This window comes from Gracilibacillus sp. JCM 18860 (assembly GCF_055395245.1).
The window spans coordinates 4,067,715-4,092,065 of the sequence record NZ_AP043868.1; the positions used below are offsets into that span (position 1 = coordinate 4,067,715).

The following is a 24,351-nucleotide window of genomic DNA, read 5'->3' on the forward strand; positions in this document are numbered from 1 at the left end:
AGGATATTATGATCATTTTAACAGTCGATCAAGCAGTCGAATGGATGAAAGAAATACAAAAACGAATGGATGAGCACAAAGAGCAATTAACGGTACTAGATCAAGCAATTGGTGATGGTGATCATGGAATCAATATGACTCGTGGTTTTACAGAGGTAACTGCCAAGATCCATCATGTAAACTATGATTCGGTTTCCGATGTATTAAAAAGTGCAGCAATGACACTGATGGCAAAAGTTGGAGGTGCATCTGGACCACTCTATGGAACAGCATTTTTAAAAATGTCCGTTGCGATGCAAGGGAAAGATGTGGACGAGCATGTTTTTAAGCAGGCAATTAAAGAAGCAGTCGATGGGATTCATTCACGAGGTAAAGCAGATTTTGGTGAAAAAACAATGTATGACGTTTGGTCACAAGTAGCTGATTTTTTAGAGGAAGAAGAGGTAAACGATTGGGGTGGCATGGTAGAAGTTTGCCAAGCAACTATTGAGGATACTAGAGAAATGATAGCAACAAAAGGTCGCGCCTCTTATCTAAAGGAACGATCTAAAGGACATGTTGATCCTGGTTCCATGTCATCACTGTATATTTTTGAAGCTTTAGTCGAAGTATTGGAATTGGAGGGATGAAGATGTCTGGTAAAGCTGGGATCATTATTATTTCTCACAGCTTCGAAATAGGTGAAGGAATCAAAAAGCTGATTGATCAAGTGATTGAAGATGTGCCAATCGCTCTTGCATGTGGGACAGAGAATGGCGAAATTGGAACGAGTATGGAAAGGATACAATCAGCAATCGACCAAGTCGGCAATGAGAATGGAGCTGTTCTACTCTATGATTTAGGTAGCGCCAAAATGAACGCAGAAATGGTACTGGAATTAGTCGATAGGAACAATCTACAAATAGCGGAGGATGTGCCACTAGTAGAAGGCTCTTATATCGCAGCGGTGGAAGCAAATCTGGGGAAAACAGTAGAAGAAATTATGGTAAGTTTGGATAAGCTGAAAATAGACCATTCTTCATGAATTTATAAAACTATAATATCCCCCACTATGCTAGAAATCTCTAGAGCAGTGAGGGATAAATTTTTGTTCTGAGGAAGGTATAAAAATATGATCCTATGGATAAGGGGAAGCGAATTGGGCCACGTCCAGCTCCAGCGCCCAGAAACTAGGCGACTTCCCGCACCGCCCTACGATAAGTCATCATCGGTTCGTAACCTCACCGTGATTCCTTTATCTCAGTTGGTTCGCTCCAGTCGCTACGTTTCTAAACGGTCGCTTGCGCTTTTGTTCGTCTATTGTACTGGATTAATGATTACATCATCGATATAAAAGGAATCATTTGGATTAGAGGTTTCGACGTAGAGCTTAATAGTGGTTATATCTGGATCTAAGACATAGTTCCCTTTTAATTCGAACCAATCATTGCGATTGGTATCTAATTCGTCGAGTGCTATATATTTCGTTCCTCCAAAATCAGTGACTTCCAATGTAAGCTTTACTTTACTCTCTGTTGCTGGTGGTTGCACAAAACGGAAATAGGTAGAAAACTCATATTCCTTACCTTTTACAACCATATTAGTAATATCCATAGTTGGTCCATGCCAGGAAGAAGTTCTGTTAGATGTTTTCAAACTATAGCTACCCGAATAAGCCTCAACATCTGTTACCTCAACCATTTCAGTACCTGCTCTTCCTGTCCAGTCTTCTGTTGTGCCATTCTCAAAATCCAAGACATGTTTTTTAAGTTCTATTGGCTTTTCTATTCCATCATTAAAGGTCAATTTGTCTATCGCAAAGAGCTTTTTACGGTTTTCTCCTTTAAACACGAGGTACATATCATGAATTCCATAGGCACCAGTGTCTGAATTCGTATCAATCATGGTCGATGTTTTTATCCAATCATTAGAGCCTTTTCCTGAAACAGTTATTTCTCCTACTAAATTGCCATGATAGGGATCATCTAATCTAACCTCGATCGTACCACCATTTATCGGATGGACTAAGGCATCCATTGATAAAATATGCTTCATGCCAGGCTGTCCATTAGCTGTGCCATCTGCAAAATTTACATTGGTGTATTTGATATAATCTCCATTTCTAACATGCTCTATATAACCTTTTTTCTGGTTAGCAGGAGGCGCTATCATTTCCGGAGATTGTCCGTCATTTTCTTCTGCTTCATAGCTAGAGAATATATCCTTCAAATCGTCAAATGCTGGTAATTCAAATTCTTTCGGGATAAAGGTCGTCACACTTTCACTAGAAAGCTGAATCGTTACAGTTTTGCCGTTTCCTTTCACCTTCACAGTATCTAATTTTTTCAAGTTTTCATTTCCTGAAGTACGATAGGGAATAAGCTCTTTTGTATTTGGAAAATTATCAAGCTTTAATTCTAGTTGCTGCTCTGTTGGTTGGTTGTTCACAGCTACAATAGTAAAATTGTCTGTGGATGGATCTTTATATGCCGTAATTTGTACATCCTCAACAGGTGATTTATCGGATTCGATCATAATATAGCCTGGACGGATAAATCGACTATAATTTCCGAATGTATAATATCTTTTGAAAACCCTATACATGCCATTAACCTCACCGTCATCGTCTGTGGTTAAACGAATTAAGTCGGATCCATCTGCATTATTCACGGCAACTGGCCACCACCAAAAATAGGCGCTAATTCCTGTTTTATGAAACATATCTCCGATTAGATTTGCATGTCGAAGGCCGTCCTTTATCGTATTAAATTCATAGGTTTGTAAGGCATCTCCTTGATTCATATATTCTGTTTGCCAAATAGTTTTTCCTTTTTCCTTTGATACAGGGAATGTTGGGACATCTGTTCCGATTCCATAGGCGTGTGCAGCAACCACATCTATGTATTTTTCAGTGATAGGATCATTTAATGCTGGTAAGGCATATTCTTCGGTAAAATTCATGTGTTCTGGCATTACGATTTTAGCAGGAACATTCCTTCGTTCAAAGGTAGGCCCGAGATAATCTCGAATAAAAATATGAAGCTCTTCAGGTGTCCATATCGCTCCAGAGTAATCTGGCCCATAATTCGGCTCATTGGCGATAGAAATATAAGAGATATCTAAATCAAAATGTTCCTTATAGCCAAATACATATTCCGCTAAATAGTTAGCAAAATCCTGATAATGCTCCTGTTTAAGCTTCCCATTATTCGTACCGAGTACACTATTGTTCGTTTTCATCCAAGCGGGGGGACTCCAAACCGAGCTTAAAAAGGTGGAAACCCCTCTTTTTTTTGCTTCCTTCATAAACCAAATTTGATCTTTATCAAATGCCGTTTTTTTCTTTGACCAATCAGGTTGATCCCAAACAAATTTACCAGGTTCTGGTTCTATAGTAGAAGCCGCAACTCCGTCTCCGACAAGGTTTCGAACAATGGATAAACCTATTCCCTTTTCCTGTGAGAAGATCATATCTAATATTTTCGTTTTTTCTGGTTCTGGTAATTGCATAATATAAGAAGGCTTCTGAAAGGCACCAGATCCACCAAATCCGTCCACATATTGACGATGTTTATCCCACTTAATTACACTTGTAGCTGTTTTTGCTTTTACAGGCTCAACTAATGTTCGGTTAAGAAAAATGGTAATCGTGAATAAAAATAAAATTAAAAAAAGAATTGGTTTCCTTTTCATAGATTTACACATCCTTCATCATTGATAATTTATAGTTGGCGCTTCCAATTAATTAGCGTATATCCTCCTTTCATTATTCTTGTATACCTAGTATGGCAGAAGTTGACTCCATTAATAGCAGTTAACGGAATAAAAATCAATAGTCTTATGATAAGAAAACACGCACAGCAAATTTTAAAATAAAATCTAACACTACTAGTTATTTTCAGATGGTGCATTATACAATAAAATATAACTATACATTCATGTGGGGTGAGAATCCAAGTGGAAAAAATGTTCTCTATCAATTATCGAATTACAGGTAATCCTGATTTACCTAAATTTCATTCACATGAGGATTTTGAGATTTTTATGTTTCACAAAGGGATTTGCAGATACCTGATAAACAATCAAATCTATGATTTACAGCCTGGTGATATTTTATTGATGGATGGTTTAGCATTGCATAGGCCAAATGTTCCGGATAATTGTGATTATGTTAGAAGTAATCTTCACTTTATTCCAGACTGGATTGAACCAGTTTTAGAATTAATGAAGGCTAAGGAATTATTAGATGTTTTTCGCTTTGATCACCATTATTTAATTCGAACATCGAATAAAGAGGTCCTTCGAGATATAGAAGCTATTTTTGAGAAAATGTACAAAGTCGAATATTCTTCGAGATTGATTGATTCAGAGAAAGAGTGGGAAATGAAATTTTTGCTTGGGGAGTTGCTCGTTCAGATTAATTCTTTGTATCGAAATACTTGTTTACAAGCAAAAAAGGAGCCTAGTAATAAAACAGAGCATGCAGAGAAAATTGCTTCTTATATTCAAGAGCATTTTACAAATAAAGTTATTATTTCAGAGATTGCAGTAGCCTTGAATTTGAATAAGTCATATGTTTCGCATGTTTTCAAAGAAATGACAGGCTACACCATTATGGAATACGTAATGGCCTGTCGCATACAGCAAGCAAAATATTTACTAGAAGCAGAGGAAACGAAGCAAGTTCAACAAATTGCCTATGAGAGCGGTTTTGAGAATGTGTCGCACTTTAGTCGATATTTCAAAGAAAAACTAGGGATAACGCCGAAAGAATACCGAAAAAAACGTTTAAGAATTTATCATAGTACGAATCATTTCTCTAGTTCCATATTGAAATAGTTGGTTGCTATTTGCATTGTTTTTATTTAGGAAAAAACGACGATTTCGAATATGAATGGAGGATGACAAAAGTGGTTTTTCAAAAGGTAGCTATGGTAGGTTGGAATCAAGAGGTAAATGCCTATATTTCATTTTTGAAGGATGGACTTATTGAAAATGTAGAGGTAATCGCTATCTATGATAAAGACAAATCGATGAAAAGGGTCGTAAACTATCATTACCCTGAAATTCCATTTTATCATGACTATAAAGAAATGATGAGAAAGGAAACGGTCGATGCAGTGTTAAGCTTTCATCCTTCTTTACTTCATACGAGATAAAGTAGAAGCCATAATGCGTAACTCATTATGGCCTCTCTTCATTTCCTTACAATTTAACGATACTTCCGGGCTTGCTCCATTCGATCCCTAGATCATTCGGTAAGCAAAACTGATCATAACATTCTGTCAATACTTCCTCTAAACCGTCTACTATCGTCAACTTTTGCTCTTCATCAACGGAAATCCAATTACTCGGAAATGTCGGTATATCTTTTACTGATTGATGCATACCATAAATGGCATGAACATGACTACTCGCTGCTTCTGGTCCACATAGTATATTATCATCATTAGTTAGTATTGCTTCAATCATAACGCCAAGTTTTGCAAGATGATTGTTTTCTGGATCTTGATAAGTCTTTTTCGTACCATCTTTAAACGTTGCCACAATGTCTGAGCTTTCTCCCTCTGGATGGTAAGTAATAATGGCATTTTCAAACTCTATCGAATATTTTGGCCGGTGGTTATTAGAAATAGCATGGGAAGCAAGATAAATGACCTCTACATTGTTCTTAGTTAATAGATGGACAGCACATGTATCAAATGTTTCGATCGAATTTGCTCTGTATAATTCAGCAGAAAGCTGATCAATCTCTGCACTCCGATCTATTGCATCTCCTGTTAAATAAAATAAATGATGAAGAAAATGTGCGGTAGCATTATTCGCCACACTATCAAAAATCATTTCCCCATTAGGACTGAATTTTTTACCAGCCCAGCTAGATCGGTTGAAATAATCAGCATTTCTAGGCCATAAAACGAGACTTTTCATTCTTATTGGTTTCCCAAATTCCCCAGTTAAAATATCTTCTTTCAATGCCTGGATGGTATTCGTGAAAGACCAATTAAATCCAATGGCTAGTTTTTTCCCGGTACGATCTCTTGTTTCGATCATTTCTTGAAGATGTTTTCGATTAGCAGTTGCCGGTTTTTCGCAAAGTACATGACTACCATTTTCCATAGCAATACATGATTGGTGCTTGTGTAAATGGATAGGTGTAGAGATAATAGCTAGATCTGCATTATGCTCCTGATAAAAGGCTTCTAATGATTCAAAAACAGGGATATTTTGTTCTATTATTTCTTGATAGTAATTCGAATTTTCTGGAACTACATCAACCACGCCTTTTACGTATGCGTTTACATTTTGTGGATCTAATAAGGCCCGTAAATACATGTTCCCATAGCCACCTATACCTACGAGAACAACAGATACTTGTTTTGTCATAACAGAGTTCTCCTCACTTTTGCTTTTTTAAAAATTTCTGAAGTATAATAGCAATATATCATAAACTCATTTGGTTCGCAGTATTGAATCAAAAAATTAAACAGAAATGTCTGATAAATGGGGGAAGCTCATGCTACAAAAAATTAATCTTGAACCTTTCGGCATTCGATTATACGAAAGTAAACATAATAAAGGTGATAGAATTGAAAACCATCACCATGAAATCTATCAGCTTCTCTATTCATTAGAAGGAACGGGAGATATTATATTAAACGGAAAGCGTCATCGCTTTGAACAGGACCACCTTACCTTTATTACACCATTTACAAGTCATGCTATTATTTCGGACAAAAAATTAACGGTACTTGTTCTTGCCTTTGATCAGCGAATTAATGATGCTCAGGCAAATGCTAAACTTTTTCAAGAATCGTTAAATGAAACGAAATTTATCGGTTTAAACCCATTTGAAAGTAGTGAAATTCGTCAAATTTTAAGAACGATGCTGTATGAACAAGCAAATAAAACGAAGGAACAGGAATTGGCATTAAAAATCTATTTATCTCACTTGCTTTTATTATTAGCAAGAGGGGAAAAGAAATCAGAGGTGTCAGATGCGAATGCATTAAGAGCAGAAAGATTAAAGGATTACATAGATTCTCATTATTACGAGTGGATTCACGCAGAGGACTTGGCAGCACGCTTAGGGATGAGTACTCGGCATATGAATACTATTTTTAAAGAAAGCTATCAAATGACCCCGATACAGTATTTAACAGAAGTGAGAACAGGACTAGCAAAAAAAATGCTCGCTGAAACAGATAAGGATATCGCCTCGATCTGCTTTGAGGTGGGCTTCGAATCCATCTCAACCTTTTATCGTACATTTAAAAATATAACCTCAATCACACCAAATAAATACCGAACTAATCAAAAAAATTATCATTTGTAAAAGATGACTTCCGATTTTAAGAAATTCGTTCTTAGATTAATAAGACGAATTTTTTTTATTGCGTTACACTAGGTGTATCAAAGAAAAAGGTAGGGATGAAAATGGCACAACATAAAATTGGTATTATTATGAATGGCGTAACAGGGCGAATGGGTACGAATCAGCATTTAATCCGTTCCATCGTTGCGATAAGAAAACAAGGTGGCGTGAAACTAAAGAACGAGGACACGCTCATGCCTGATCCAATTCTAGTAGGTCGTAATGAAAAGAAATTGAAAGCGTTAGCAGAAACATATGGAATCGATCGATATTCCACAGATTTAGATGCAGCACTTGCAGATGAATACAATGAGATTTACTTTGACTCCCAAACGACGGTCAGAAGAGCAGATAGTATTAAAAAGGCGATAGCAAAAGGGAAGCACATCTATTGTGAGAAGCCAACAGCTACAAATTTGGAAGGATCTATTGAGCTTGCAAAGCTTGCGAATGATGCCGGTGTTAAAAACGGTGTTGTTCAAGATAAACTGTTCTTACCAGGCTTATTAAAGCTAAAACGTCTCATTGACTCTGGCTTTTTCGGGAAAATTTTATCTGTAAGAATGGAATTTGGGTACTGGGTGTTTGAAGGCGACTGGCAGGAGGCACAGCGACCTTCATGGAACTATCGTAAAGAAGATGGTGGTGGAATCATTGTCGATATGTTTGCACACTGGCGTTATGTGATTGACAATTTATTTGGAAATATCAAGGCAGTTTCTTGTCTAGGTGCAACTCACATTCCTGAACGTGTTGATGAAAATGGAAATACGTACAAAGCAACTGCAGATGATGCAGCATACGGTACATTTGAACTTGATAATGGGGTGATCGTTCAAGCAAATTCTTCTTGGGCTGTTCGTGTGAACCGAGATGATTTATTAACAATACAAGTAGACGGAACAGAAGGAAGTGCAGTAGCTGGATTAAGAGATTGTAAAGTGCAGCATCGTGTAAATACCCCAAAACCAACATGGAATCCAGATATTGAAAATCCATTTGACTTCCAAGCACAGTGGCAGGAAGTACCAACAAATGATGTATTTGATAACGGTTTTAAGGTACAGTGGGAGCTATTTTTAAAGCATGTATTTGCAGATGAAGCATTTCCTTGGGATTTATTAGAAGGAGCAAAAGGTACTCAACTATCTGACCTTGGTTTGAAATCATGGGAAGAACGTCGTTGGATTGAAGTGCCAGAAATCAAACTGTAAGGAGGTATCTAGGATGGCAAAGCTAATTTTACCAAAATCAGATCGAACGCTTTACAGCTATGAGGCCAAAAATTATACACCTTTTGATATTCCACAAGATAAACCTTTTGAAAGTAGAACGGCTTTCTCAGCAGCACACGTCGTAGCAGATCCATTATCGCCTGCCGATCCAACTTTGAATGCTCAAATAGATTGGGATAAAACGATGGAATATCGCCATTACTTATGGTCGCTCGGACTATCTGTTGCTGAAGCAATGGATACAGCTCAGCGTGGAATGGGGTTAAGCTGGGACGGTGCGAAGGAATTAATTTCACGTTCGATTAAAGAAGCAAAGATAGTAGGTGGCAATATTGCTAGTGGTGTTGGTACAGATCATTTAGAACCAACACCTAGCGTGACATTAGACGATGTAGAAAAAGCTTATGAAGAGCAGGTGTCATTTGTAGAAGGTGAAGGCGGGAAAATAATATTGATGGCGAGTCGCGCATTAGCAGCATGTGCCACGGGTCCTGAGGATTATCAGAGAGTGTATAATAAGATTTTGCAAAATGTTAAAGAACCCGTTATTCTACACTGGCTTGGTGATATGTTTGATCCAGCATTAAAAGGCTATTGGGGGCACACAGATATCGACCAAGCAATGGAAGTGTGCTTGCAGATCATCAAGGATAATGAATCAAAAGTGGATGGGATTAAAATTTCATTACTTGATGCTCAAAAAGAGATCGATATGCGCCGTTTACTACCGAATAGTGTACGGATGTACACAGGAGATGACTTTAATTATCCTGAATTAATTAAAGGTGATGATCAAGGTTATAGTCATGCCCTTTTAGGGATATTTGATACGATCGCACCAGCTGCAGCGGCAGCCATGCACGCAATAGACGCTGATAATTGGAAGACATATGATGCATTACTCGAAAAAACAGTTCCGCTATCTAGACATATTTTCGAGGCACCGACATTTTCCTATAAAACAGGTGTTGTATTTATGGCTTATCTAAATGGACATCAAGACCATTTTCGCATGATTGGTGGTAAGGAAGGTGCTCGTTCCATTGTCCATTTATCTGATTTATTCGTCATGGCAGATGAAGCAGGCCTATTACGCGACCCGGACTTAGCGACAATAAGAATGAAATGGACACTTGAGTTAGCAGGTATTGAACAGGAGGGTCGCTAATGGCAGAGGATAAATTAATGAGTCGTCTTAGTTTAAACCAAATCACAATAGACCAATGGAGCCTGCAGGAAGCAGTGGAAGGCTGCCTCCGTCATGAAGTACCTTGGATATCAGTATGGCGCCATAAAATAAAAGAAATCGGCCTGAAGCAAAGTAAAAGATTGATCACAGATGCCGGTTTAGATGTTTCTAGTGTTTGTCGTGGCGGCATGTTTCCTGCTGCTACAGCAAAGGAACGGGCCGAACGGATAGATGATAATAAACGAGCCATCGAAGAAGCGGCTGAGCTTGGCACAGATACATTAGTGCTTGTCTGTGGACCAAGTGCAGACCGAGATATTGACACAGCACGTAAACAAGTGGAAGAAGGAATTGACCAATTAGTACCATATGCAAAGGATTATGGGGTGAAGCTTGCGATTGAGCCTTTACATCCAATGTTTGCAGCAGATCGTTCTGTCATTAACACAATGGATCAAGCCTCCACGATAGCAGAGAAGTATCACCCGGATGAAGTTGGAGTAATTGTTGATGTTTACCATGTGTGGTGGGATCCAAATTTGTATCAAGAAATCAATCGTGCAAAAGGTAGAATCCTAGGTTTTCATGTATCCGATTGGAAGGTACCAATGGCAGATATGTTCAAAGGCCGTGCCATGATGGGAGAAGGTGTAACAGAAATCAATCGTATGAGAAAAGCAGTAGAGGAAGCAGGATATCATGGACCAATTGAAGTGGAAATTATTAACCAATCGCTTTGGGATCGTGATGGAAATGATGTATTACAAGAAGTCAAACAAAGCTTTGCTAAGCACGTTTAGCAGATAAGGATGGGAGTTAGCTGAGTGTATTTCTAAAAAGAGATACACTCTAATTTTTTGTTCAGGTTGGACAGATTTTTATAGGCAGGATAAGGTTCAATTTGGTAGGAAGTGTGGCACGAAATGAAGTTTATAAGCAGGATAAAGTGCATTTTGGCACGAGCAGGGTCATAGATACAGTTTATAAGTTGGATGAAAGGCATTTTGAGACAAGATATAGCTCTAAATAATGTTAATCAGTTAGGGTAAGTTATTTTTGCGGAAGCAGTAGAAGGTTTGTTATAGTCTACAGCTCAAACATGAGTTATATCGACTAAATGCGTTTACATTTCGACAAAATAATGATAGGTTAAATACAAGAAGAAAGTACCAAATGGAGGAGAGAAAGCTGAAATTTAATCAAGATTCCATTGCATTGTATGTAACCATTACAGTCGGTATGACGTTATTAATTGGAGTTGGATGGATTGGAAAAAGCTATCTTGACGGGAAAACGGTATTTAATAATTCGACAATCAAAGAGAAGAAATCAAACTCTCATACATACAACATAGCTAGCCATAGTTTTCTTAGTGCTACGGGGATAAATGAGGATTTATTTGTGGTTGAAGAGGAAGAAGTAGAAACGAAAACGGTAGAAGAAGAACAAGAAAATGCAACTGCAGTGATCGATGAAGCAATTGGAAATGAGGAAAAAGAGCAATATTATTATCCAGCGAATGAGCAGGAGCCAACATGGAATTATCAACCAGGACCTGGAGCATCAAAGAATGGTTATCCTTCAGAGGAAGGTAATGATACGGAATCTAACAAGACAGATAGTAGTGATGAGAACACTGTACAACCACCACAAGATAATTCATCAAATGATAACACTGATAAAGATGAAGAATCCAATGTAAAAGGAGAAGAAGACTCGGGAAAATCTCCAGAAACAAATCAACCCAATCCTGCTAATCCAAATCATCCAGATGAATCAGTCGATCCAGCTGTGCCAGGTACAAATCCTGACGAATCAAAGAATCCAGAGAAACCAGAAAATGAAGAAACTAATGATTCTGCAATTGAAGATTCTAAAGACTCAGAATCTCAGGATGATAAAGAAACTAGCAAAAAGAAATCAAGTGGCATAGATGATTCTTCAATTAAATAATATGAGACTATAAAAACCCAATTAATTGGGTTTCTATAGTCCTAAACGTTATGATATGCTTTTATCATCCAATCCCAACCGAGCAATTTCCTCCCTAATCAATGATAAAACATATTCCTTATCCTCAGGATTATTCTCAAAATCTAGATTATCTACATTGATTTTTAGGACAGGGGATGCCTCGTATTCTTCGAAATATTGGCGGTATTCTTTGTTTAATCTTTCCCAATAGGCAATTTCCGTGTCTAGTTCATAGCTTCTGCCACGGTTTGTAATGCGGCGAACGGCTTCCTCTGTAGAGGCCTCTAGATAGATCATTAAAGCGGGGGCTTGACAATGTTCAATCATATTAGCAAATAAGTCCTTATAAATGCCAAACTCTTCATTAGACATTTCTCCAGCATCGTTTAGCATTTTGGCAAAGATCACATCACCATAAATAGATCGATCTAATACAGCCTTCTCGATTTTACTTGCATTTTTAATATGCTTAAACCGTTCATTTAAGAAAAATACTTGTAAAGGAAAACTGTATCGTTCTCTATCATAATAAAATCGATCTAAAATTGGATTGTTAACTACTGGCTCTTGAAAAGGGGTATATCCCATTTCTTCTACCATAATGTTCATTAAAGTACTTTTGCCAACACCGACAACACCATCTATTGTTATCATTTTCCATTCATCTCCTTTAGATTTCCCGATCCTTTTTAAGCAATGATAATAAAATCCACGCATCTCTACATCACTTCCTTTAATTAAGCTATATAAAACAGTCCATAAAAGAGCTGACCCATATAGAAGGTTTCTAAAAAACAACCGAACTTTTAAATTAAACAAGCATTATTAAATATATCATTTTAAGTAGTATAATCCTAGCACTATATTTCATGATAGTTGAAACATTTCTGAGCCTGATGTCACAAGTTAGACAAAACTTTATGGCATTATTGTGAATAACTTCACAAGATAATCAAAAAATAGTCAATACATGTTATTATATAAGTGTAATAAATCAAATCAATAAAAACCAACATGTGAAATGTTGAACAAATTAAAGGAGTGATTTATATGTTTGTAGAATTGTTAAGAAAAAATGGAGTTGTTGCAGGTCTACTAGCTATTATTCGTATTTATTTAGGTTACCAATGGCTCACCGCTGGATGGGGAAAATTAACAGGTGGATTTGATGCTGGAGGATTCATTCAAGGAGCTATTGAAAAGTCAAGTGGTGATCATCCTGCTGTTCAAGGCTGGTGGGCAAGCTTTCTAGAGCATGTTGCATTACCAGGAGCAGATATATTCACATTTCTCGTTATGTGGGGAGAGATTCTAGTAGGAATTGCATTAATTCTAGGTGTATTTACAAATTTTGCAGCATTAATGGGAATATGTATGAACTTTGCTTTCTTATTTAGTGGAACAGTTAGCACAAATGCTCAAATGGTTTTGTTAACCGTATTTATTTTAGTAGCTGGCTATAATGCAGGTAAATTTGGCTTAGATCGCTATGTAATCCCATTTATGAAAAAACAGCTTTTTCATAAAAAAGAAACAGCAGGTGAAGTAATAGAAGCACATTAAAGTAAAAAAAAACTCTGTTCGGTACTGCACCCCTAAAGTTAGAGTGAAAAAATCTAATTTTAGGGGTGCAGTACCTTCATGCAGGTTTTTTTTTGCACAAAAAAAGACACCCTTACTAAACCAGCAAGGGTGCAAAGGGGGACAATCTATTTTGAATCAAAATACTGTACATGTAGTTATCCAACACAAAAGTGATTGGATAAACAGTATATGTACACAACAACTATTATTGTAACCGTTTCCAGTATATAAAATTTGGAAAGCGATTACAATAGGTCTTTTGGATTATTTTTAAAGAAATTTATGTAAATAATAAAATGGGGGTGAAAGGAATATGTTATACAAAGCGTTCATTCTTATCATCAAGGAGTGATTACATGCGTCGTAACAGATTTCCCTTAAAAGCCATTATTGCACTTATATTCGCGATTGCATGCATTGTTTTTCTATATTTATGGATAAGTTCGTGGTTTTCACCTGAAAGGAAAGCAGAAAATGTGTTAAAAAGCTTTTATGAGTATGAACAGAATGGACAGTTTGCTAGCTCATGGGAATTATTTCATTCCGAGATGCAAAATAAATGGGACAAAAGTGAATACATCCAAGACCGTGCTCATGTATTCATTAATCATTTTGGTGTGGATACCTTTGAATTTGAGTATACAGAACCGGTAAAATTGGATACATGGAAAATGAGTGATCAATCTCCTAGTCTTTCCAATGTATATCAATTTACTGTTATTCTGGGATATGAAAGTAAATACGGTTATTTAGAGATACAACAGCCTGTCTATATAACAGAGGAAAAGGAAAATTGGGTTATTCTATGGGATTATAATTAGTAAACTTAAGCATAAAATTATATTTCTAAAGGAAAATATAAACAACATAGTTGAATTCAGTTATAAAGACAAGTATAATATATAACTACCATACTAGTATAAAGAGGTGTCGTTATGCCAATCCAAAATCAAAGAACGAGAGGCTCTTCACGTGATTATGTGTACCAGGTAATCAAAGAACAAATCATGAATGGAGAGATTGCACCGGGCACGAAATTATCTGAAAAAGAAATATCAGATAAATTAAATGTCAGTCGAACTCCAGTTAGAGAAGCATTTTTGCAGTTGAACCAAGAGGAACTACTAGGTGTATTTCCACAAATAGGCACAATTGTGACAAAAATTGACCTTCAATTAGTAGAAGAAGGAAGGTTTGTTCGAGAGCATATTGAAAAAGCGATTGTACGTGAAGCAGCTTTAAAAATAGAGAAGGAGGACTTACTACAATTAGAAACAAACTTAACCCTTCAGGAATTCTCATTAGAGAAAGGCTCGTTTCAGCGTCTGTTTGAGTTAGATGATGAATTTCACCGTTTGCTTTACAAAGGGTGTGGTAAGCATCGAACCTGGGAAATGGTCAAGCGCATGAATATTCAATTTGATCGATTGCGATTATTGAGACTTGCTGTTAATCATGAATGGGACATCATTGTCTCCCAACATCGAGAAATATTTGAAGCAGTCTCCAATCAAAATCCTGACTTAGCCGAAAAAGCAACAGCTGTTCATTTACAATTAGTTGATATTGAGAAAGATGCTTTAAAGAAAGAAAATCCAAGTTTTTTTGCTTAAATATAGAGGAAGAGGTGCGTATTGATGAAGGAAAAAATGTATCACATGTGGCTCCAATATAACTCTATCGATGGTCCAGATCTTCAAGCATATCAAAAATTATTTGAGGAAGTAGCCTTAATGGGATCTTCCTCCATTATGGAAGTAATAAAAGAAGAATTAAATATTGCGATAAAAAATATGTTACATATCTCACCAAAGATTACAACAAATCAAAAGGCTAAAATTGTAATCGGTAACATAAATCAATTAAACGAGTTATTGGAGAATAAAAAGAAGCAAGAGATAGAGTCAATGAGCAATGAGGGTTATCTCCTTTATTTTTTTGAAGAACAGCTATATGTCGTTGGAAAAACTGATCAAGCTGTATTATATGGGACATTCCATTTACTTAGATTAATACAGCTAAGGCGAACATTAAACACACTTAATATTTCTGAACAACCTACAAATCAGCTTCGAATGTTAAACCAGTGGGATAATTTAGACGGAAGTATTGAAAGAGGGTATTCAGGGAATTCGATTTTCTATGAAGCTGGTAAAATAGTACGAGATAAATCACGATTGAAGGATTATGCTAGATTTTTGGCGTCTATTGGTATTAATGCCATTTCTATAAATAATGTAAATGTATGGGAAGAAGAAACGTTTTTTATCACCGAAAAATATTTACCAGAGATAAAGGAAATTTCGGATATATTCCATTCCTATGGGGTCCAGCTTTTCTTAAGTATTAATTTTGCCAGCCCTATAGCGATTGATCATTTAGAAACAGCCGATCCGCTACAGCCTGAAGTAATGCAGTGGTGGAGCAATAAGGTAAAGGAGATCTATGACTATATTCCAACTTTTGGTGGATTTGTCGTAAAGGCAGATTCGGAGCACCGGCCTGGGCCATTTACTTATGACAGGGACCATGCCGATGGTGCCAACATGCTTGCAGAGGCACTTGCACCTTATGATGGAAAAGTAATCTGGCGTTGTTTCGTATATAATTGTGTCCAGGATTGGCGCGATCGTAATACGGATCGAGCGCGAGCCGCTTATGATCATTTTAAACCATTAGATGGAAGGTTTCATCCGAATGTTATATTACAAATCAAAAATGGACCTATGGATTTTCAAGTTCGTGAACCTGTCTCTCCATTAATCGGGGCAATGGAAAAAACGAATCAAATGATTGAATTTCAAGTTGCCCAAGAATATACCGGCCAACAAAAAGATCTATGTTATTTAATTCCACAATGGAAGAAAGTTCTTGAATTTGATACACATATAAAAGGAGTAGGAACAACGATAGAGAAGATTGTTGCTGGGAATATTCATCCATATCGCTACAGTGGTATTGCTGCAGTTTCTAATATTGGAAATGATCAGAATTGGACAGGGCACACATTAGCTCAGGCAAATCTGTATGGTTATGGAAGGCTAACTTGGAATCCCTCTTTAGGCTCTGAAGAAATAGCAAAAGAATGGATTATTCAAACATTTGGAAAGAACGCTAACTTGGAATCCGTGATTTTAGAGATGCTGTTAGAATCGTGGGAAATTTATGAAAATTATACGGCGCCTCTCGGGGTAGGCTGGATGGTAACTCCAGGCATTCATTATGGCCCTAATATTGATGGCTATGAGTATTCTAGATGGGGAACCTATCATTTTGCTGATCGTGATGGGATTGGTGTGGATCGAACAAAGGAAACGGGAACCGGTTATACAGAGCAATACGCAGAACCAAACAAATCGGTTTATAATTCACCTACTACATGTCCTGATGATTTGCTTTTATTTTTTCACCATGTACCATACAAGTATACGTTAAAAAATGGTAAAACAGTCATTCAGCATATATATGATACTCATTTCAAAGGGCTAGAACAAGTGAAAGAGTTAAGAAAGAAATGGAACTCATTAGAAAGTGAAATAGATGATGCTAGATTTGAAAATGTACGAGAAAGACTAGCTTTACAAGAGGATAATGCCCGTGAATGGTGTGATCAGATTAACACTTACTTTTACCGTAAATCGGGAATCCAGGATCAGCATCAACGAACGATTTACTAATAATAGGGGGATTTAGACATGAGGATGGTGTTTCGTTGGTTTGGTGAAGGAAATGATAGTGTAAAGCTCTCTCAAATTAAACAAATACCTGGTGTGGAAGGACTAGTATGGGCATTACATGATCTACCAGCAGGTGAGGTATGGCCTTTGGAGCGTGTGCAAGCAATGAAACGTCAGGCGGATCAATTTGGCTTTCATATAGATGTAGTAGAAAGTGTCAATATACATGAATCTATTAAGCTTGGTAGCGATGACAGAGATTATTATATTGAAAATTATATAAAAACTGTTCAACACCTTGCTACAGTTGGTGTTAAGGTGATTTGTTATAATTTTATGCCTGTATTTGATTGGATAAGAACCGATTTATTTGGATTATTACCTGATCAATCAACGGCATTGTTTTATGAAAGTGATAAGGTTCGCGATATGGATCCGCTTGAGCTTGTCCAAAAAATTGCCGCTAATCCAGATTATACGATGCCAGGCTGGGAGCCAGAACGGTTAGAAACATTGAAGGGACTATTTACTGCATATCAAAATGTAACGAATCAGGACTTAATGCATCACTTAAAATATTTTTTAGAGAAAGTAATTCCTGTTTGCGAGGAATATGATATTAAATTAGCCATTCATCCAGATGATCCACCTTGGGAGATCTTTACTTTACCAAGGATTGTAACAACTCAACATCAATTGAAAGAGATTACTCAGCTAGTAGATAGTCCTTATAATGGGATAACGTTGTGTAGTGGAGCATTAGGTGTTTTAAAGGAAAATAATATCGTAACAATGATCTACGACTTACGAGACCGAATTCATTTTGCTCATATAAGGAATGTCCAGCTATTTGATAATGGGGATTTTATCGAAACATCTCATCGAACAATGGATGGCTCTTTACCTATTGATCAAATCGTTCAGGCTTATCATGAAATTGGTTATACAGGATATGTCCGACCAGATCATGGTAGACATATATGGAATGAGGATTGTCGCCCAGGATATGGTCTCTATGATCGTGCATTAGGTATTATGTATTTGTGGGGATTATGGGATGCATATCAGCAAATACGAGGAAAGGATGAGGTTGATGTTACCAATTCACTCCAATTTAAAAGGTAAGGTAGCAGTAGTAACAGGTGGTGGGGGAGTACTTTGTGGTGCTATGGCTATAGAGCTCGCTCGTCAAGGAATGAAGGTGGCAATATTAAATCGTACGGCTGAGAAAGCAGAGAAAGTTGCAGCTGAGATAAGACAGGCAGGTGGCGAAGCACTTGCGGTTGCTTGTGATGTACTAGATAGAGATACGGTTGTCGCTTGCGAAGAAAAGATTTTTCAGACATATGGGGCTTGTGATGTTTTAATAAATGGAGCGGGCGGTAATCATCCGAATGGAACAACCGAAAAGGAGAATTTTAAAGCAGTAGATTTAGATGATGAAACAATCCGAACATTTTTTGATATGACAACAGAAGGATTCTCCTCTGTATTTAATCTGAATTTTATTGGCTCACTTATCCCTACGCAAATCTTTGCGAAACGAATGGTTAACAGAAAAACTACTGTTATTAATATTTCCTCGATGAGTGCTCCAAGTCCAATGACAAAAGTACCTGCTTACAGTGCAGCAAAGGCAGCGATCAATAATTTTACACAATGGTTAGCCGTACATATGGCTGAAGCAAATGTACGTGTTAATGCTATAGCACCAGGCTTTTTCTTAACAGATCAAAATCGACCATTGTTAACAAATGAAGATGGCTCTCCTACACCGCGGATGGAGAAGATTGTGGATCATACGCCAATGAAACGATTAGGTGCTCCTGAAGACTTATTAGGTACATTATTATGGTTAGTCGATGATGAAGCAAGTGGCTTTGTAACAGGCACTTGCATTCCAGTTGATGGTGGCTTTATGGCATATAGTGGGGTGTAATAATTAGAGGCATTTGGATACGCAATATGATAAAACATTAACCAGAACCTTATCTAAATGATACTGATAAGGTTCTGGTTATGCATCGATAAAACTACTTTTATTCCAGCTCCATTAGGTGAGCTGGTCTTAAAATAGCTCCCATTTTATCTTCCTAGCTTCTTGAAAACGATCGTTCACATTATCCCAGTTAACGACATTCCACCAATTGTCAATATAGCCTGCTTTATCTGTTTCATACTGTAAATAGTAAGCATGCTCCCAAACATCAAGTACTAATAATGGGATCGTGTCTGGTAACTGGAACCATTGATGTTTTTCAAAGGATTGGACAGCAAGTCTTCCACTTCTTGGCTCCCATAGTAAAACAGCCCAGCCATCTCCTTCGACTGAGTTTGCTGTTTCGGTAAAAAGCTTTTTAAATGCTTGCCATGATCCAAAGTCTTTTTCTATTTGGTTTAATATTTCCCCTGATGGTCTTTTCGTTGAATTAGGTGTCATGTTAAACCAAAAAATGGTATGCAAGAAATGTCCTGAGCCATGAAATGCTTGCTCCCTTAACCAATGCTTTAATGGTTTCTCTCCTTTTTTGCCAGTATATAATGCTTTTTCTGCTTTGTTTAAGCCATCAACATATGCTTGGTGATGCTTCGTATGATGCAATCGCATGATCCTTTCACTAATGTAAGGCTCTAAGGCGTTATATGCATAGGGTAGAGGAGGTAATTGATGCTGCCCATAAGGAACACTATTTTGTGTATAGCGATAGGCATCTCGTTGCTCAATTCCAAGTAAAATTTGTTGTCCTTCCTCTCTTAATGCTGTGATCTCCCTATCATGCTCTACTTTTTCTGATTGTAATTGTTCATAAATTTTACTTTGCCAGTTGTCCAGTTGCTCCATCCATTTAGTTCGATCTTCTTCTGATATACTTGTTTGCTCTAAGGCCTGCTTTACATCATTTCCCCATGCTATCAAGCTTTCAAGATACTGCTTGTATTCTAATTCCATGTTATCACCCCATGTAACATATGCAAAAAGAGCCTAACAGGTGTTTTACCGTAACGAAAAATAAACGCAAAAGGAGACGAACTTATCCAAACAGTTAAGTGTAGGGTAAGCCGACTCCCATTTCTTACTCACTGATTAACTCATGAACATTTGTATGGAAGAATTCTTCCACGATAAATGCTACCATTCCAAGTACAGTAGAGTGTTTTTTTAATTTAGCTACATTGATTTGTACATCATTCTTATTAAAACCGATCGCATTTCTTTCGATTCTTTTTTCTATTGCTGGAAGAATATAGCGTTCTGCTATACTAACGGTGTTTCCAATCACCACCTGTTCTGGGTTAAAGATATGTATGATATTAGTAATACCAACACCTAAATAGTCGCCCAAATCTTCAAATAACTGTAAAGCCTTTTCTTCGCCATTATGGGCAGCTTCCATTAATTGATCGAGAGTTACATTCTTATATCCTAATGCTTCTGCCTGATCTAATAGTGCTTGTTCAGAGGCATATAATTCCCAGCAGCCTTTATTTCCACATCTACATGGATCTTCGTCCATTTTGATTGTCATATGACCTAACTCACCGGAAAAGCCTCGCAGCCCTTTATAAAGTTTACCGTCTAATATGAGGCCGACTCCAATCCCAATACTAATACTGGTATAAACAATTTCTTGAGATTTTTGACCAATTCCATAAACTTTTTCACCATAAGCACCAGCATTAGCTTCGTTTTCTACGGTAATGGGTATTTGATATTTATTATGTAATAATTGTTGTAAAGGAACCTTCTTCCACCCTAAATTAGGAGCAAGTAATATTTCTCCTTCATTTGTCACAACACCTGGAACGCCAACTCCAATCCCGACAACTCCATATTCTGATGGTGGGGCGGCATTGTTAAGATGATCAATTAATTCATATAATAATGGAAGTACTTCCTCATATTTATTATCGGAGAACTTGACACGCTTCTCTGCTACAATATGCCCCCGTAGGTCAGTTAGTACCCCAAGCATACTCTTGACCCCTAAATCTACCGCGATGGTAAAACCAGCTGTTTCATTTAATAAAAGCATAACAGGTCTTCTTCCACCACTAGACTCACCAGTACCAGATTCATTTATTAACTTCTCGTCTATTAACTCCCCGACGAGAGAGGAGACGGTTCCTTTATTAAGGCCAGTTATTTGTGCAATCGAAGCCCTAGAGATAGGTGCCTTTTCTTTAATTGTTTCAAGAACTAATGATTTATTCTCTTTTTTGACTACATGTTGATTCCACGTTTGACTCAATACATTCACTCACTCTCTTAGCGATTACGTTTAACACTATTTTAGCATACTAGAAAAAATAATTCTATAATCTTTGTTTATTCGCTAGACAAACTTAGTGGATATTGATATAATGTGATCGAAACAATCAATCTTAATAAGTATTTGGAGGTAGAATAAATGGTATGGTTTGAAAACGTTAACAAGATCCAATATGAAGGACCGAATTCTAAGAATCCTTTAGCATTTAAATTTTATAATCCAAAAGAGGAATTAAATGGACAATCAATGGAAGAATTTCTACGCTTTGGTGTAGCTTATTGGCATACGTTTACTGCTGATTTATCAGATCCATTTGGTGCAGGATCAGCAATCCGTAACTGGGACAAATATGATGGAATGGATCGTGCAAAAGCAAGAGTGGAAGCAGCCTTTGAATTTTTTGAAAAACTCGGTGTGAAATATTTCTGTTTCCATGATGTCGATATTGCTCCTGAAGGGAATAGTTTACGAGAGACGTACCAAAATCTCGATACCATTGTAGCTTTAATAAAGGATCATATGAAAGACAGTGATGTAAAGCTTTTATGGAATACTGCTAATAATTTTACCAACCCACGCTTTGTACATGGTGCTGCATCTTCTAATAATGCAGATGTGTTTGCATATGCTGCTGCTAAAGTGAAAAAACAATTAGAAATTGGGAAAGAACTTGGTGGAGAAAACTATGTATTTTGGGGTGGTCGTGAAGGTTATGAGACACTACTTAATACTGATCTCAAATTAGAGCAAGATAACCTAGCACGCTTTTTCCAAATGGCAGTGGATTATGCCAAAGAAATTGGATTTGATGCACAATTCCTTATTGAGCCAAAGCCAAAGGAACCAACAACACATCAATATGATTTCGATTCACAATCAACCCATGCATTTCTATTAAACTATGGCTTAGAAAACCACTTTAAACTAAACATTGAAGCAAATCATGCCACTTTAGCAGGGCATACATTTGAGCATGAGCTTCGCTACGCACGAGTGAATGGAATACTAGGATCTGTAGATGCTAACCAAGGGGATCCGCTATTAGGTTGGGACACGGATGAGTTCCCTGCAGACATTTATTCTACTACACTAGCTATGTATGAAATTATTAAAAATGGTGGTTTAGGCTCAGGTGGCTTAAATTTTGATGCCAAAGCACGTCGAGGTTCTTTTGAGCAAGAGGACCTATTCCATGCACACATTGCTGGTATGGATCATTTTGCTGTTGGTTATAAAGTGGCAAACAAGCTTGTAGAAGATAAAGTCTTTGAGAATATTATTGATGACCGTTATGCTAGCTATAAAGAAGGAATCGGTAAAGATATTGTTGAAGGAAAAGCTGACTTCAAATCCCTAGAGGAGCATGCATTAAACCTTAAGGAAATTAAAAATAAATCTGGTCGCTTAGAAGTGATCAAAGCAACTATAAATCAATACTTATTAACAGAGTTTGCAAGTAAATAAGGATGAAGAATTAGAAGACTTGGTGATCGCTAAGTCTTCTATATACATGGAAAAAGAGGTGAGAAAATGAGCTATGTCATTGGTGTGGATTTGGGAACAAGTGCTGTAAAACTGTTATTAGTAAACAAATCTGGTGAAGTAGTGAAGGAAGTGTCAAAGGACTATCCATTGATTCAAGAGAAGACAGGCTATTCCGAGCAAAATCCAGAAGACTGGGTAAGACAGACCGTTGCTGGATTAAAGCAGCTTGTTACGGAATGGAATGGTGATGCCTCTTCGATTGAAGGACTTAGTTTTTCAGGACAAATGCATGGACTTGTTTTACTTAATGATAGAAAGGAAGTATTACGTAACGCAATTCTCTGGAATGATACTAGAACAACAGCGCAATGTCAGGAAATTTACGAAAAGGTAGGAAAAGAAAGATTTATCGAGATTACGAAAAACCTAGCCTTAGAAGGTTTTACTTTACCAAAAATTTTATGGGTAAAAGAGCATGAACCAGAAGTATTTGCTAATGTCTCGACCTTTGTGCTTCCAAAAGACTATGTTCGTTATCGTTTAACAGGTGCCTTACATATGGATTACTCCGATGCTGCAGGAACTAGCCTCCTAGACATTGAACAGAAGGAATGGAGTAAAGAAATCTGTGAGCTGTTAGGTCTTAATGTTTCGATTTGTCCAGCTCTTGTCGACTCACATGAGAATGTTGGAAAAATCACAAAAGAAATAGCAGAACAAACAGGGCTTTCTGATACTACCGATGTATTTGCAGGTGGAGCTGACAATGCCTGTGGCGCAATAGGATCAGGTATCTTATCAGAAGGAAAAACGTTTGCTAGTATCGGTACATCAGGTGTCGTGCTATCCTATGAACCTACAGGTGATAAAGACTATAAAGGTAAGGTTCATTATTTTAATCATGGAGAGGAAAATGCCTTCTATGCGATGGGGGTAACCCTATCTGCCGGACATAGTTTAACATGGTTTAAAAATACCTTTGCCAAAGAACAGGATTTTAATGAATTACTTGATGGGATCGGCAATGTCCCAGTTGGATCCAATGGCTTGTTGTTTACACCCTACCTAGTTGGAGAGCGAACCCCTCACGCGGATTCCCAAATTCGTGCAAGCTTTATTGGAATGGATAGCTCACATACGATAAAGGACTTTACACGGGCAGTCTTAGAGGGGATTACTTTTTCCTTAAATGAATCTATAGCTATTTTTAGAGAAAATGGTAAGCAGATTGATACGATTTATTCCATTGGTGGTGGAGCTAAGAATAAAGATTGGTTACAAATGCAGGCAGATATTTTTAATGCCCAAATCGTAAAATTAAAGAGTGAGCAAGGACCAGGGATGGGTGCTGCAATGCTGGCCGCATATGGTTCTGGATGGTTCGCTTCTTTAAAGGAGTGTGCAGATCAGTTCTTAGAGGATGCAGAAACGTATCAACCAATTCCTGAAAATGTAGACAAATATCAATCGTTGTTTAAGCTATATCGTGATGTGTACAAACAGACTACAGAATTAAATCAAAATTTAATGGAATTTAGGAAATAATCAAAGGAAGTGAGGAGTCTTGCTCACTTCCTTTCCT

Annotated in this window: 22 protein-coding genes; 17 read left to right on the plus strand and 5 right to left on the minus strand. The window is 37.2% G+C overall.

Annotated elements, in window-relative coordinates:
• Window positions 1-8: 8 nt before the first annotated feature.
• Window positions 9-629 (plus strand): dihydroxyacetone kinase subunit DhaL, encoded by a 621-nt coding sequence (dhaL, locus tag ACZ5R4_RS19810; RefSeq protein WP_054787151.1) that lies wholly within the window; start codon window positions 9-11, stop codon window positions 627-629.
• 2 nt (window positions 630-631) lie between these two features.
• The gene (gene dhaM, locus ACZ5R4_RS19815; protein ID WP_109983637.1) at window positions 632-1,024 is read left to right on the plus strand and encodes a dihydroxyacetone kinase phosphoryl donor subunit DhaM; all 393 of its coding nucleotides are present in this window, start codon (window positions 632-634) and stop codon (window positions 1,022-1,024) included.
• Window positions 1,025-1,296: 272 nt separating this feature from the next.
• On the opposite strand, the gene ACZ5R4_RS19820 is transcribed toward dhaM, so the two are convergent.
• Window positions 1,297-3,672, minus strand: a complete 2,376-nt coding sequence (locus ACZ5R4_RS19820; RefSeq protein ID WP_464367877.1) for a carbohydrate binding domain-containing protein — start codon at window positions 3,670-3,672, stop codon at window positions 1,297-1,299.
• Between the two features lie 273 nt (window positions 3,673-3,945).
• Here ACZ5R4_RS19820 and ACZ5R4_RS19825 point away from each other — a divergent pair, with 273 nt between their 5' ends.
• Together ACZ5R4_RS19825 and ACZ5R4_RS19830 are read left to right on the plus strand one after the other, a co-directional pair.
• Window positions 3,946-4,818 (plus strand): AraC family transcriptional regulator, encoded by an 873-nt coding sequence (locus ACZ5R4_RS19825; protein ID WP_245902282.1) that lies wholly within the window; start codon window positions 3,946-3,948, stop codon window positions 4,816-4,818.
• A gap of 62 nt (window positions 4,819-4,880) precedes the next feature.
• Entirely contained in the window at window positions 4,881-5,138 is a 258-nt protein-coding gene (locus ACZ5R4_RS19830) for a Gfo/Idh/MocA family oxidoreductase (protein ID WP_347834593.1), read from the plus strand.
• A 46-nt stretch (window positions 5,139-5,184) separates the two neighbouring features.
• On the opposite strand, the gene ACZ5R4_RS19835 is transcribed toward ACZ5R4_RS19830, so the two are convergent.
• A complete protein-coding gene (locus tag ACZ5R4_RS19835; RefSeq protein WP_109983633.1) occupies window positions 5,185-6,366 on the minus strand; it encodes a Gfo/Idh/MocA family protein in 1,182 nt (393 codons plus the stop codon).
• Window positions 6,367-6,496: 130 nt separating this feature from the next.
• Here ACZ5R4_RS19835 and ACZ5R4_RS19840 point away from each other — a divergent pair, with 130 nt between their 5' ends.
• The 5 genes from ACZ5R4_RS19840 (at window position 6,497) to ACZ5R4_RS19860 (ending at window position 11,731) form a co-directional block, all read left to right on the plus strand.
• Complete coding sequence (locus ACZ5R4_RS19840; protein WP_109983632.1) at window positions 6,497-7,315, plus strand: AraC family transcriptional regulator; 819 nt, start codon at window positions 6,497-6,499, stop codon at window positions 7,313-7,315.
• Window positions 7,316-7,416: 101 nt separating this feature from the next.
• The gene (locus ACZ5R4_RS19845; RefSeq protein WP_054787146.1) at window positions 7,417-8,568 is read left to right on the plus strand and encodes a Gfo/Idh/MocA family protein; all 1,152 of its coding nucleotides are present in this window, start codon (window positions 7,417-7,419) and stop codon (window positions 8,566-8,568) included.
• Between the two features lie 13 nt (window positions 8,569-8,581).
• Entirely contained in the window at window positions 8,582-9,757 is a 1,176-nt protein-coding gene (locus ACZ5R4_RS19850) for a dihydrodipicolinate synthase family protein (protein ID WP_464367878.1), read from the plus strand.
• Window positions 9,757-10,578 (plus strand): sugar phosphate isomerase/epimerase family protein, encoded by an 822-nt coding sequence (locus tag ACZ5R4_RS19855; protein ID WP_464367879.1) that lies wholly within the window; start codon window positions 9,757-9,759, stop codon window positions 10,576-10,578. The genes ACZ5R4_RS19850 and ACZ5R4_RS19855 overlap by 1 nt, the downstream gene beginning before the upstream one ends.
• Window positions 10,579-10,951: 373 nt before the next feature.
• The gene (locus tag ACZ5R4_RS19860; RefSeq protein WP_054859826.1) at window positions 10,952-11,731 is read left to right on the plus strand and encodes a prolipoprotein diacylglyceryl transferase; all 780 of its coding nucleotides are present in this window, start codon (window positions 10,952-10,954) and stop codon (window positions 11,729-11,731) included.
• 48 nt (window positions 11,732-11,779) lie between these two features.
• On the opposite strand, the gene ACZ5R4_RS19865 is transcribed toward ACZ5R4_RS19860, so the two are convergent.
• Window positions 11,780-12,406, minus strand: a complete 627-nt coding sequence (locus tag ACZ5R4_RS19865) for a deoxynucleoside kinase (protein WP_464367880.1) — start codon at window positions 12,404-12,406, stop codon at window positions 11,780-11,782.
• A gap of 396 nt (window positions 12,407-12,802) precedes the next feature.
• Here ACZ5R4_RS19865 and ACZ5R4_RS19870 point away from each other — a divergent pair, with 396 nt between their 5' ends.
• From ACZ5R4_RS19870 to ACZ5R4_RS19895, 6 genes are all read left to right on the plus strand, one after another.
• Window positions 12,803-13,315: a DoxX family protein gene (locus tag ACZ5R4_RS19870; RefSeq protein ID WP_277679851.1), complete on the plus strand. Its 513-nt coding sequence runs from the start codon at window positions 12,803-12,805 to the stop codon at window positions 13,313-13,315.
• A gap of 377 nt (window positions 13,316-13,692) precedes the next feature.
• Entirely contained in the window at window positions 13,693-14,157 is a 465-nt protein-coding gene (locus ACZ5R4_RS19875; protein ID WP_054859827.1) for a hypothetical protein, read from the plus strand.
• 114 nt (window positions 14,158-14,271) lie between these two features.
• Complete coding sequence (locus ACZ5R4_RS19880) at window positions 14,272-14,949, plus strand: GntR family transcriptional regulator (protein ID WP_054859828.1); 678 nt, start codon at window positions 14,272-14,274, stop codon at window positions 14,947-14,949.
• 24 nt (window positions 14,950-14,973) lie between these two features.
• Window positions 14,974-17,013 carry an alpha-glucuronidase family glycosyl hydrolase gene (locus ACZ5R4_RS19885; protein ID WP_464367881.1) on the plus strand — a complete coding sequence of 680 codons (2,040 nt, stop codon included), beginning with the start codon at window positions 14,974-14,976 and terminating at the stop codon, window positions 17,011-17,013.
• An 18-nt stretch (window positions 17,014-17,031) separates the two neighbouring features.
• Window positions 17,032-18,138: a mannonate dehydratase gene (gene uxuA, locus ACZ5R4_RS19890; RefSeq protein WP_464367882.1), complete on the plus strand. Its 1,107-nt coding sequence runs from the start codon at window positions 17,032-17,034 to the stop codon at window positions 18,136-18,138.
• Window positions 18,107-18,952 carry an SDR family oxidoreductase gene (locus ACZ5R4_RS19895; RefSeq protein ID WP_464367883.1) on the plus strand — a complete coding sequence of 282 codons (846 nt, stop codon included), beginning with the start codon at window positions 18,107-18,109 and terminating at the stop codon, window positions 18,950-18,952. Before uxuA ends, ACZ5R4_RS19895 begins: the two co-directional genes overlap by 32 nt.
• 129 nt (window positions 18,953-19,081) lie before the next feature.
• Here the strand turns inward: ACZ5R4_RS19895 and ACZ5R4_RS19900 are convergent, their stop codons facing one another.
• Both ACZ5R4_RS19900 and ACZ5R4_RS19905 read right to left on the minus strand, forming a co-directional pair.
• Window positions 19,082-19,963 carry a superoxide dismutase gene (locus ACZ5R4_RS19900; RefSeq protein ID WP_109983623.1) on the minus strand — a complete coding sequence of 294 codons (882 nt, stop codon included), beginning with the start codon at window positions 19,961-19,963 and terminating at the stop codon, window positions 19,082-19,084.
• Between the two features lie 124 nt (window positions 19,964-20,087).
• Window positions 20,088-21,272, minus strand: a complete 1,185-nt coding sequence (locus ACZ5R4_RS19905) for an ROK family transcriptional regulator (protein WP_342767719.1) — start codon at window positions 21,270-21,272, stop codon at window positions 20,088-20,090.
• A gap of 150 nt (window positions 21,273-21,422) precedes the next feature.
• On the opposite strand from ACZ5R4_RS19905, the gene xylA reads away from it, so the two are divergent.
• Both xylA and xylB read left to right on the plus strand, forming a co-directional pair.
• Window positions 21,423-22,748, plus strand: coding sequence for a xylose isomerase (xylA, locus tag ACZ5R4_RS19910; RefSeq protein WP_109983622.1), 1,326 nt, complete (start codon window positions 21,423-21,425; stop codon window positions 22,746-22,748).
• Between the two features lie 66 nt (window positions 22,749-22,814).
• Window positions 22,815-24,314 carry a xylulokinase gene (xylB, locus tag ACZ5R4_RS19915; RefSeq protein WP_109983621.1) on the plus strand — a complete coding sequence of 500 codons (1,500 nt, stop codon included), beginning with the start codon at window positions 22,815-22,817 and terminating at the stop codon, window positions 24,312-24,314.
• Window positions 24,315-24,351: the final 37 nt, after the last annotated feature.

Excerpts from the sequence above, each read along its gene's own strand:
- ACZ5R4_RS19825 (WP_245902282.1), top strand. The coding sequence starts at position 3,946 with ATGTTCTCTATCAATTATCGAATTACAGGTAATCCTGATTTACCTAAA.
- uxuA (WP_464367882.1), top strand. The coding sequence starts at position 17,032 with ATGAGGATGGTGTTTCGTTGGTTTGGTGAAGGAAATGATAGTGTAAAG.
- ACZ5R4_RS19875 (WP_054859827.1), top strand. The coding sequence starts at position 13,693 with ATGCGTCGTAACAGATTTCCCTTAAAAGCCATTATTGCACTTATATTC.
- dhaM (WP_109983637.1), top strand. The coding sequence starts at position 632 with ATGTCTGGTAAAGCTGGGATCATTATTATTTCTCACAGCTTCGAAATA.
- ACZ5R4_RS19880 (WP_054859828.1), top strand. The coding sequence starts at position 14,272 with ATGCCAATCCAAAATCAAAGAACGAGAGGCTCTTCACGTGATTATGTG.
- ACZ5R4_RS19850 (WP_464367878.1), top strand. The coding sequence starts at position 8,582 with ATGGCAAAGCTAATTTTACCAAAATCAGATCGAACGCTTTACAGCTAT.
- ACZ5R4_RS19855 (WP_464367879.1), top strand. The coding sequence starts at position 9,757 with ATGGCAGAGGATAAATTAATGAGTCGTCTTAGTTTAAACCAAATCACA.
- ACZ5R4_RS19840 (WP_109983632.1), top strand. The coding sequence starts at position 6,497 with ATGCTACAAAAAATTAATCTTGAACCTTTCGGCATTCGATTATACGAA.
- ACZ5R4_RS19900 (WP_109983623.1), bottom strand. The coding sequence starts at position 19,963 with ATGGAATTAGAATACAAGCAGTATCTTGAAAGCTTGATAGCATGGGGA.
- ACZ5R4_RS19860 (WP_054859826.1), top strand. The coding sequence starts at position 10,952 with ATGGAGGAGAGAAAGCTGAAATTTAATCAAGATTCCATTGCATTGTAT.
- ACZ5R4_RS19845 (WP_054787146.1), top strand. The coding sequence starts at position 7,417 with ATGGCACAACATAAAATTGGTATTATTATGAATGGCGTAACAGGGCGA.
- ACZ5R4_RS19865 (WP_464367880.1), bottom strand. The coding sequence starts at position 12,406 with ATGATAACAATAGATGGTGTTGTCGGTGTTGGCAAAAGTACTTTAATG.
- ACZ5R4_RS19870 (WP_277679851.1), top strand. The coding sequence starts at position 12,803 with ATGTTTGTAGAATTGTTAAGAAAAAATGGAGTTGTTGCAGGTCTACTA.
- dhaL (WP_054787151.1), top strand. The coding sequence starts at position 9 with ATGATCATTTTAACAGTCGATCAAGCAGTCGAATGGATGAAAGAAATA.
- ACZ5R4_RS19820 (WP_464367877.1), bottom strand. The coding sequence starts at position 3,672 with ATGAAAAGGAAACCAATTCTTTTTTTAATTTTATTTTTATTCACGATT.
- xylA (WP_109983622.1), top strand. The coding sequence starts at position 21,423 with ATGGTATGGTTTGAAAACGTTAACAAGATCCAATATGAAGGACCGAAT.
- ACZ5R4_RS19830 (WP_347834593.1), top strand. The coding sequence starts at position 4,881 with ATGACAAAAGTGGTTTTTCAAAAGGTAGCTATGGTAGGTTGGAATCAA.
- ACZ5R4_RS19895 (WP_464367883.1), top strand. The coding sequence starts at position 18,107 with ATGTTACCAATTCACTCCAATTTAAAAGGTAAGGTAGCAGTAGTAACA.
- xylB (WP_109983621.1), top strand. The coding sequence starts at position 22,815 with ATGAGCTATGTCATTGGTGTGGATTTGGGAACAAGTGCTGTAAAACTG.
- ACZ5R4_RS19885 (WP_464367881.1), top strand. The coding sequence starts at position 14,974 with ATGAAGGAAAAAATGTATCACATGTGGCTCCAATATAACTCTATCGAT.
- ACZ5R4_RS19835 (WP_109983633.1), bottom strand. The coding sequence starts at position 6,366 with ATGACAAAACAAGTATCTGTTGTTCTCGTAGGTATAGGTGGCTATGGG.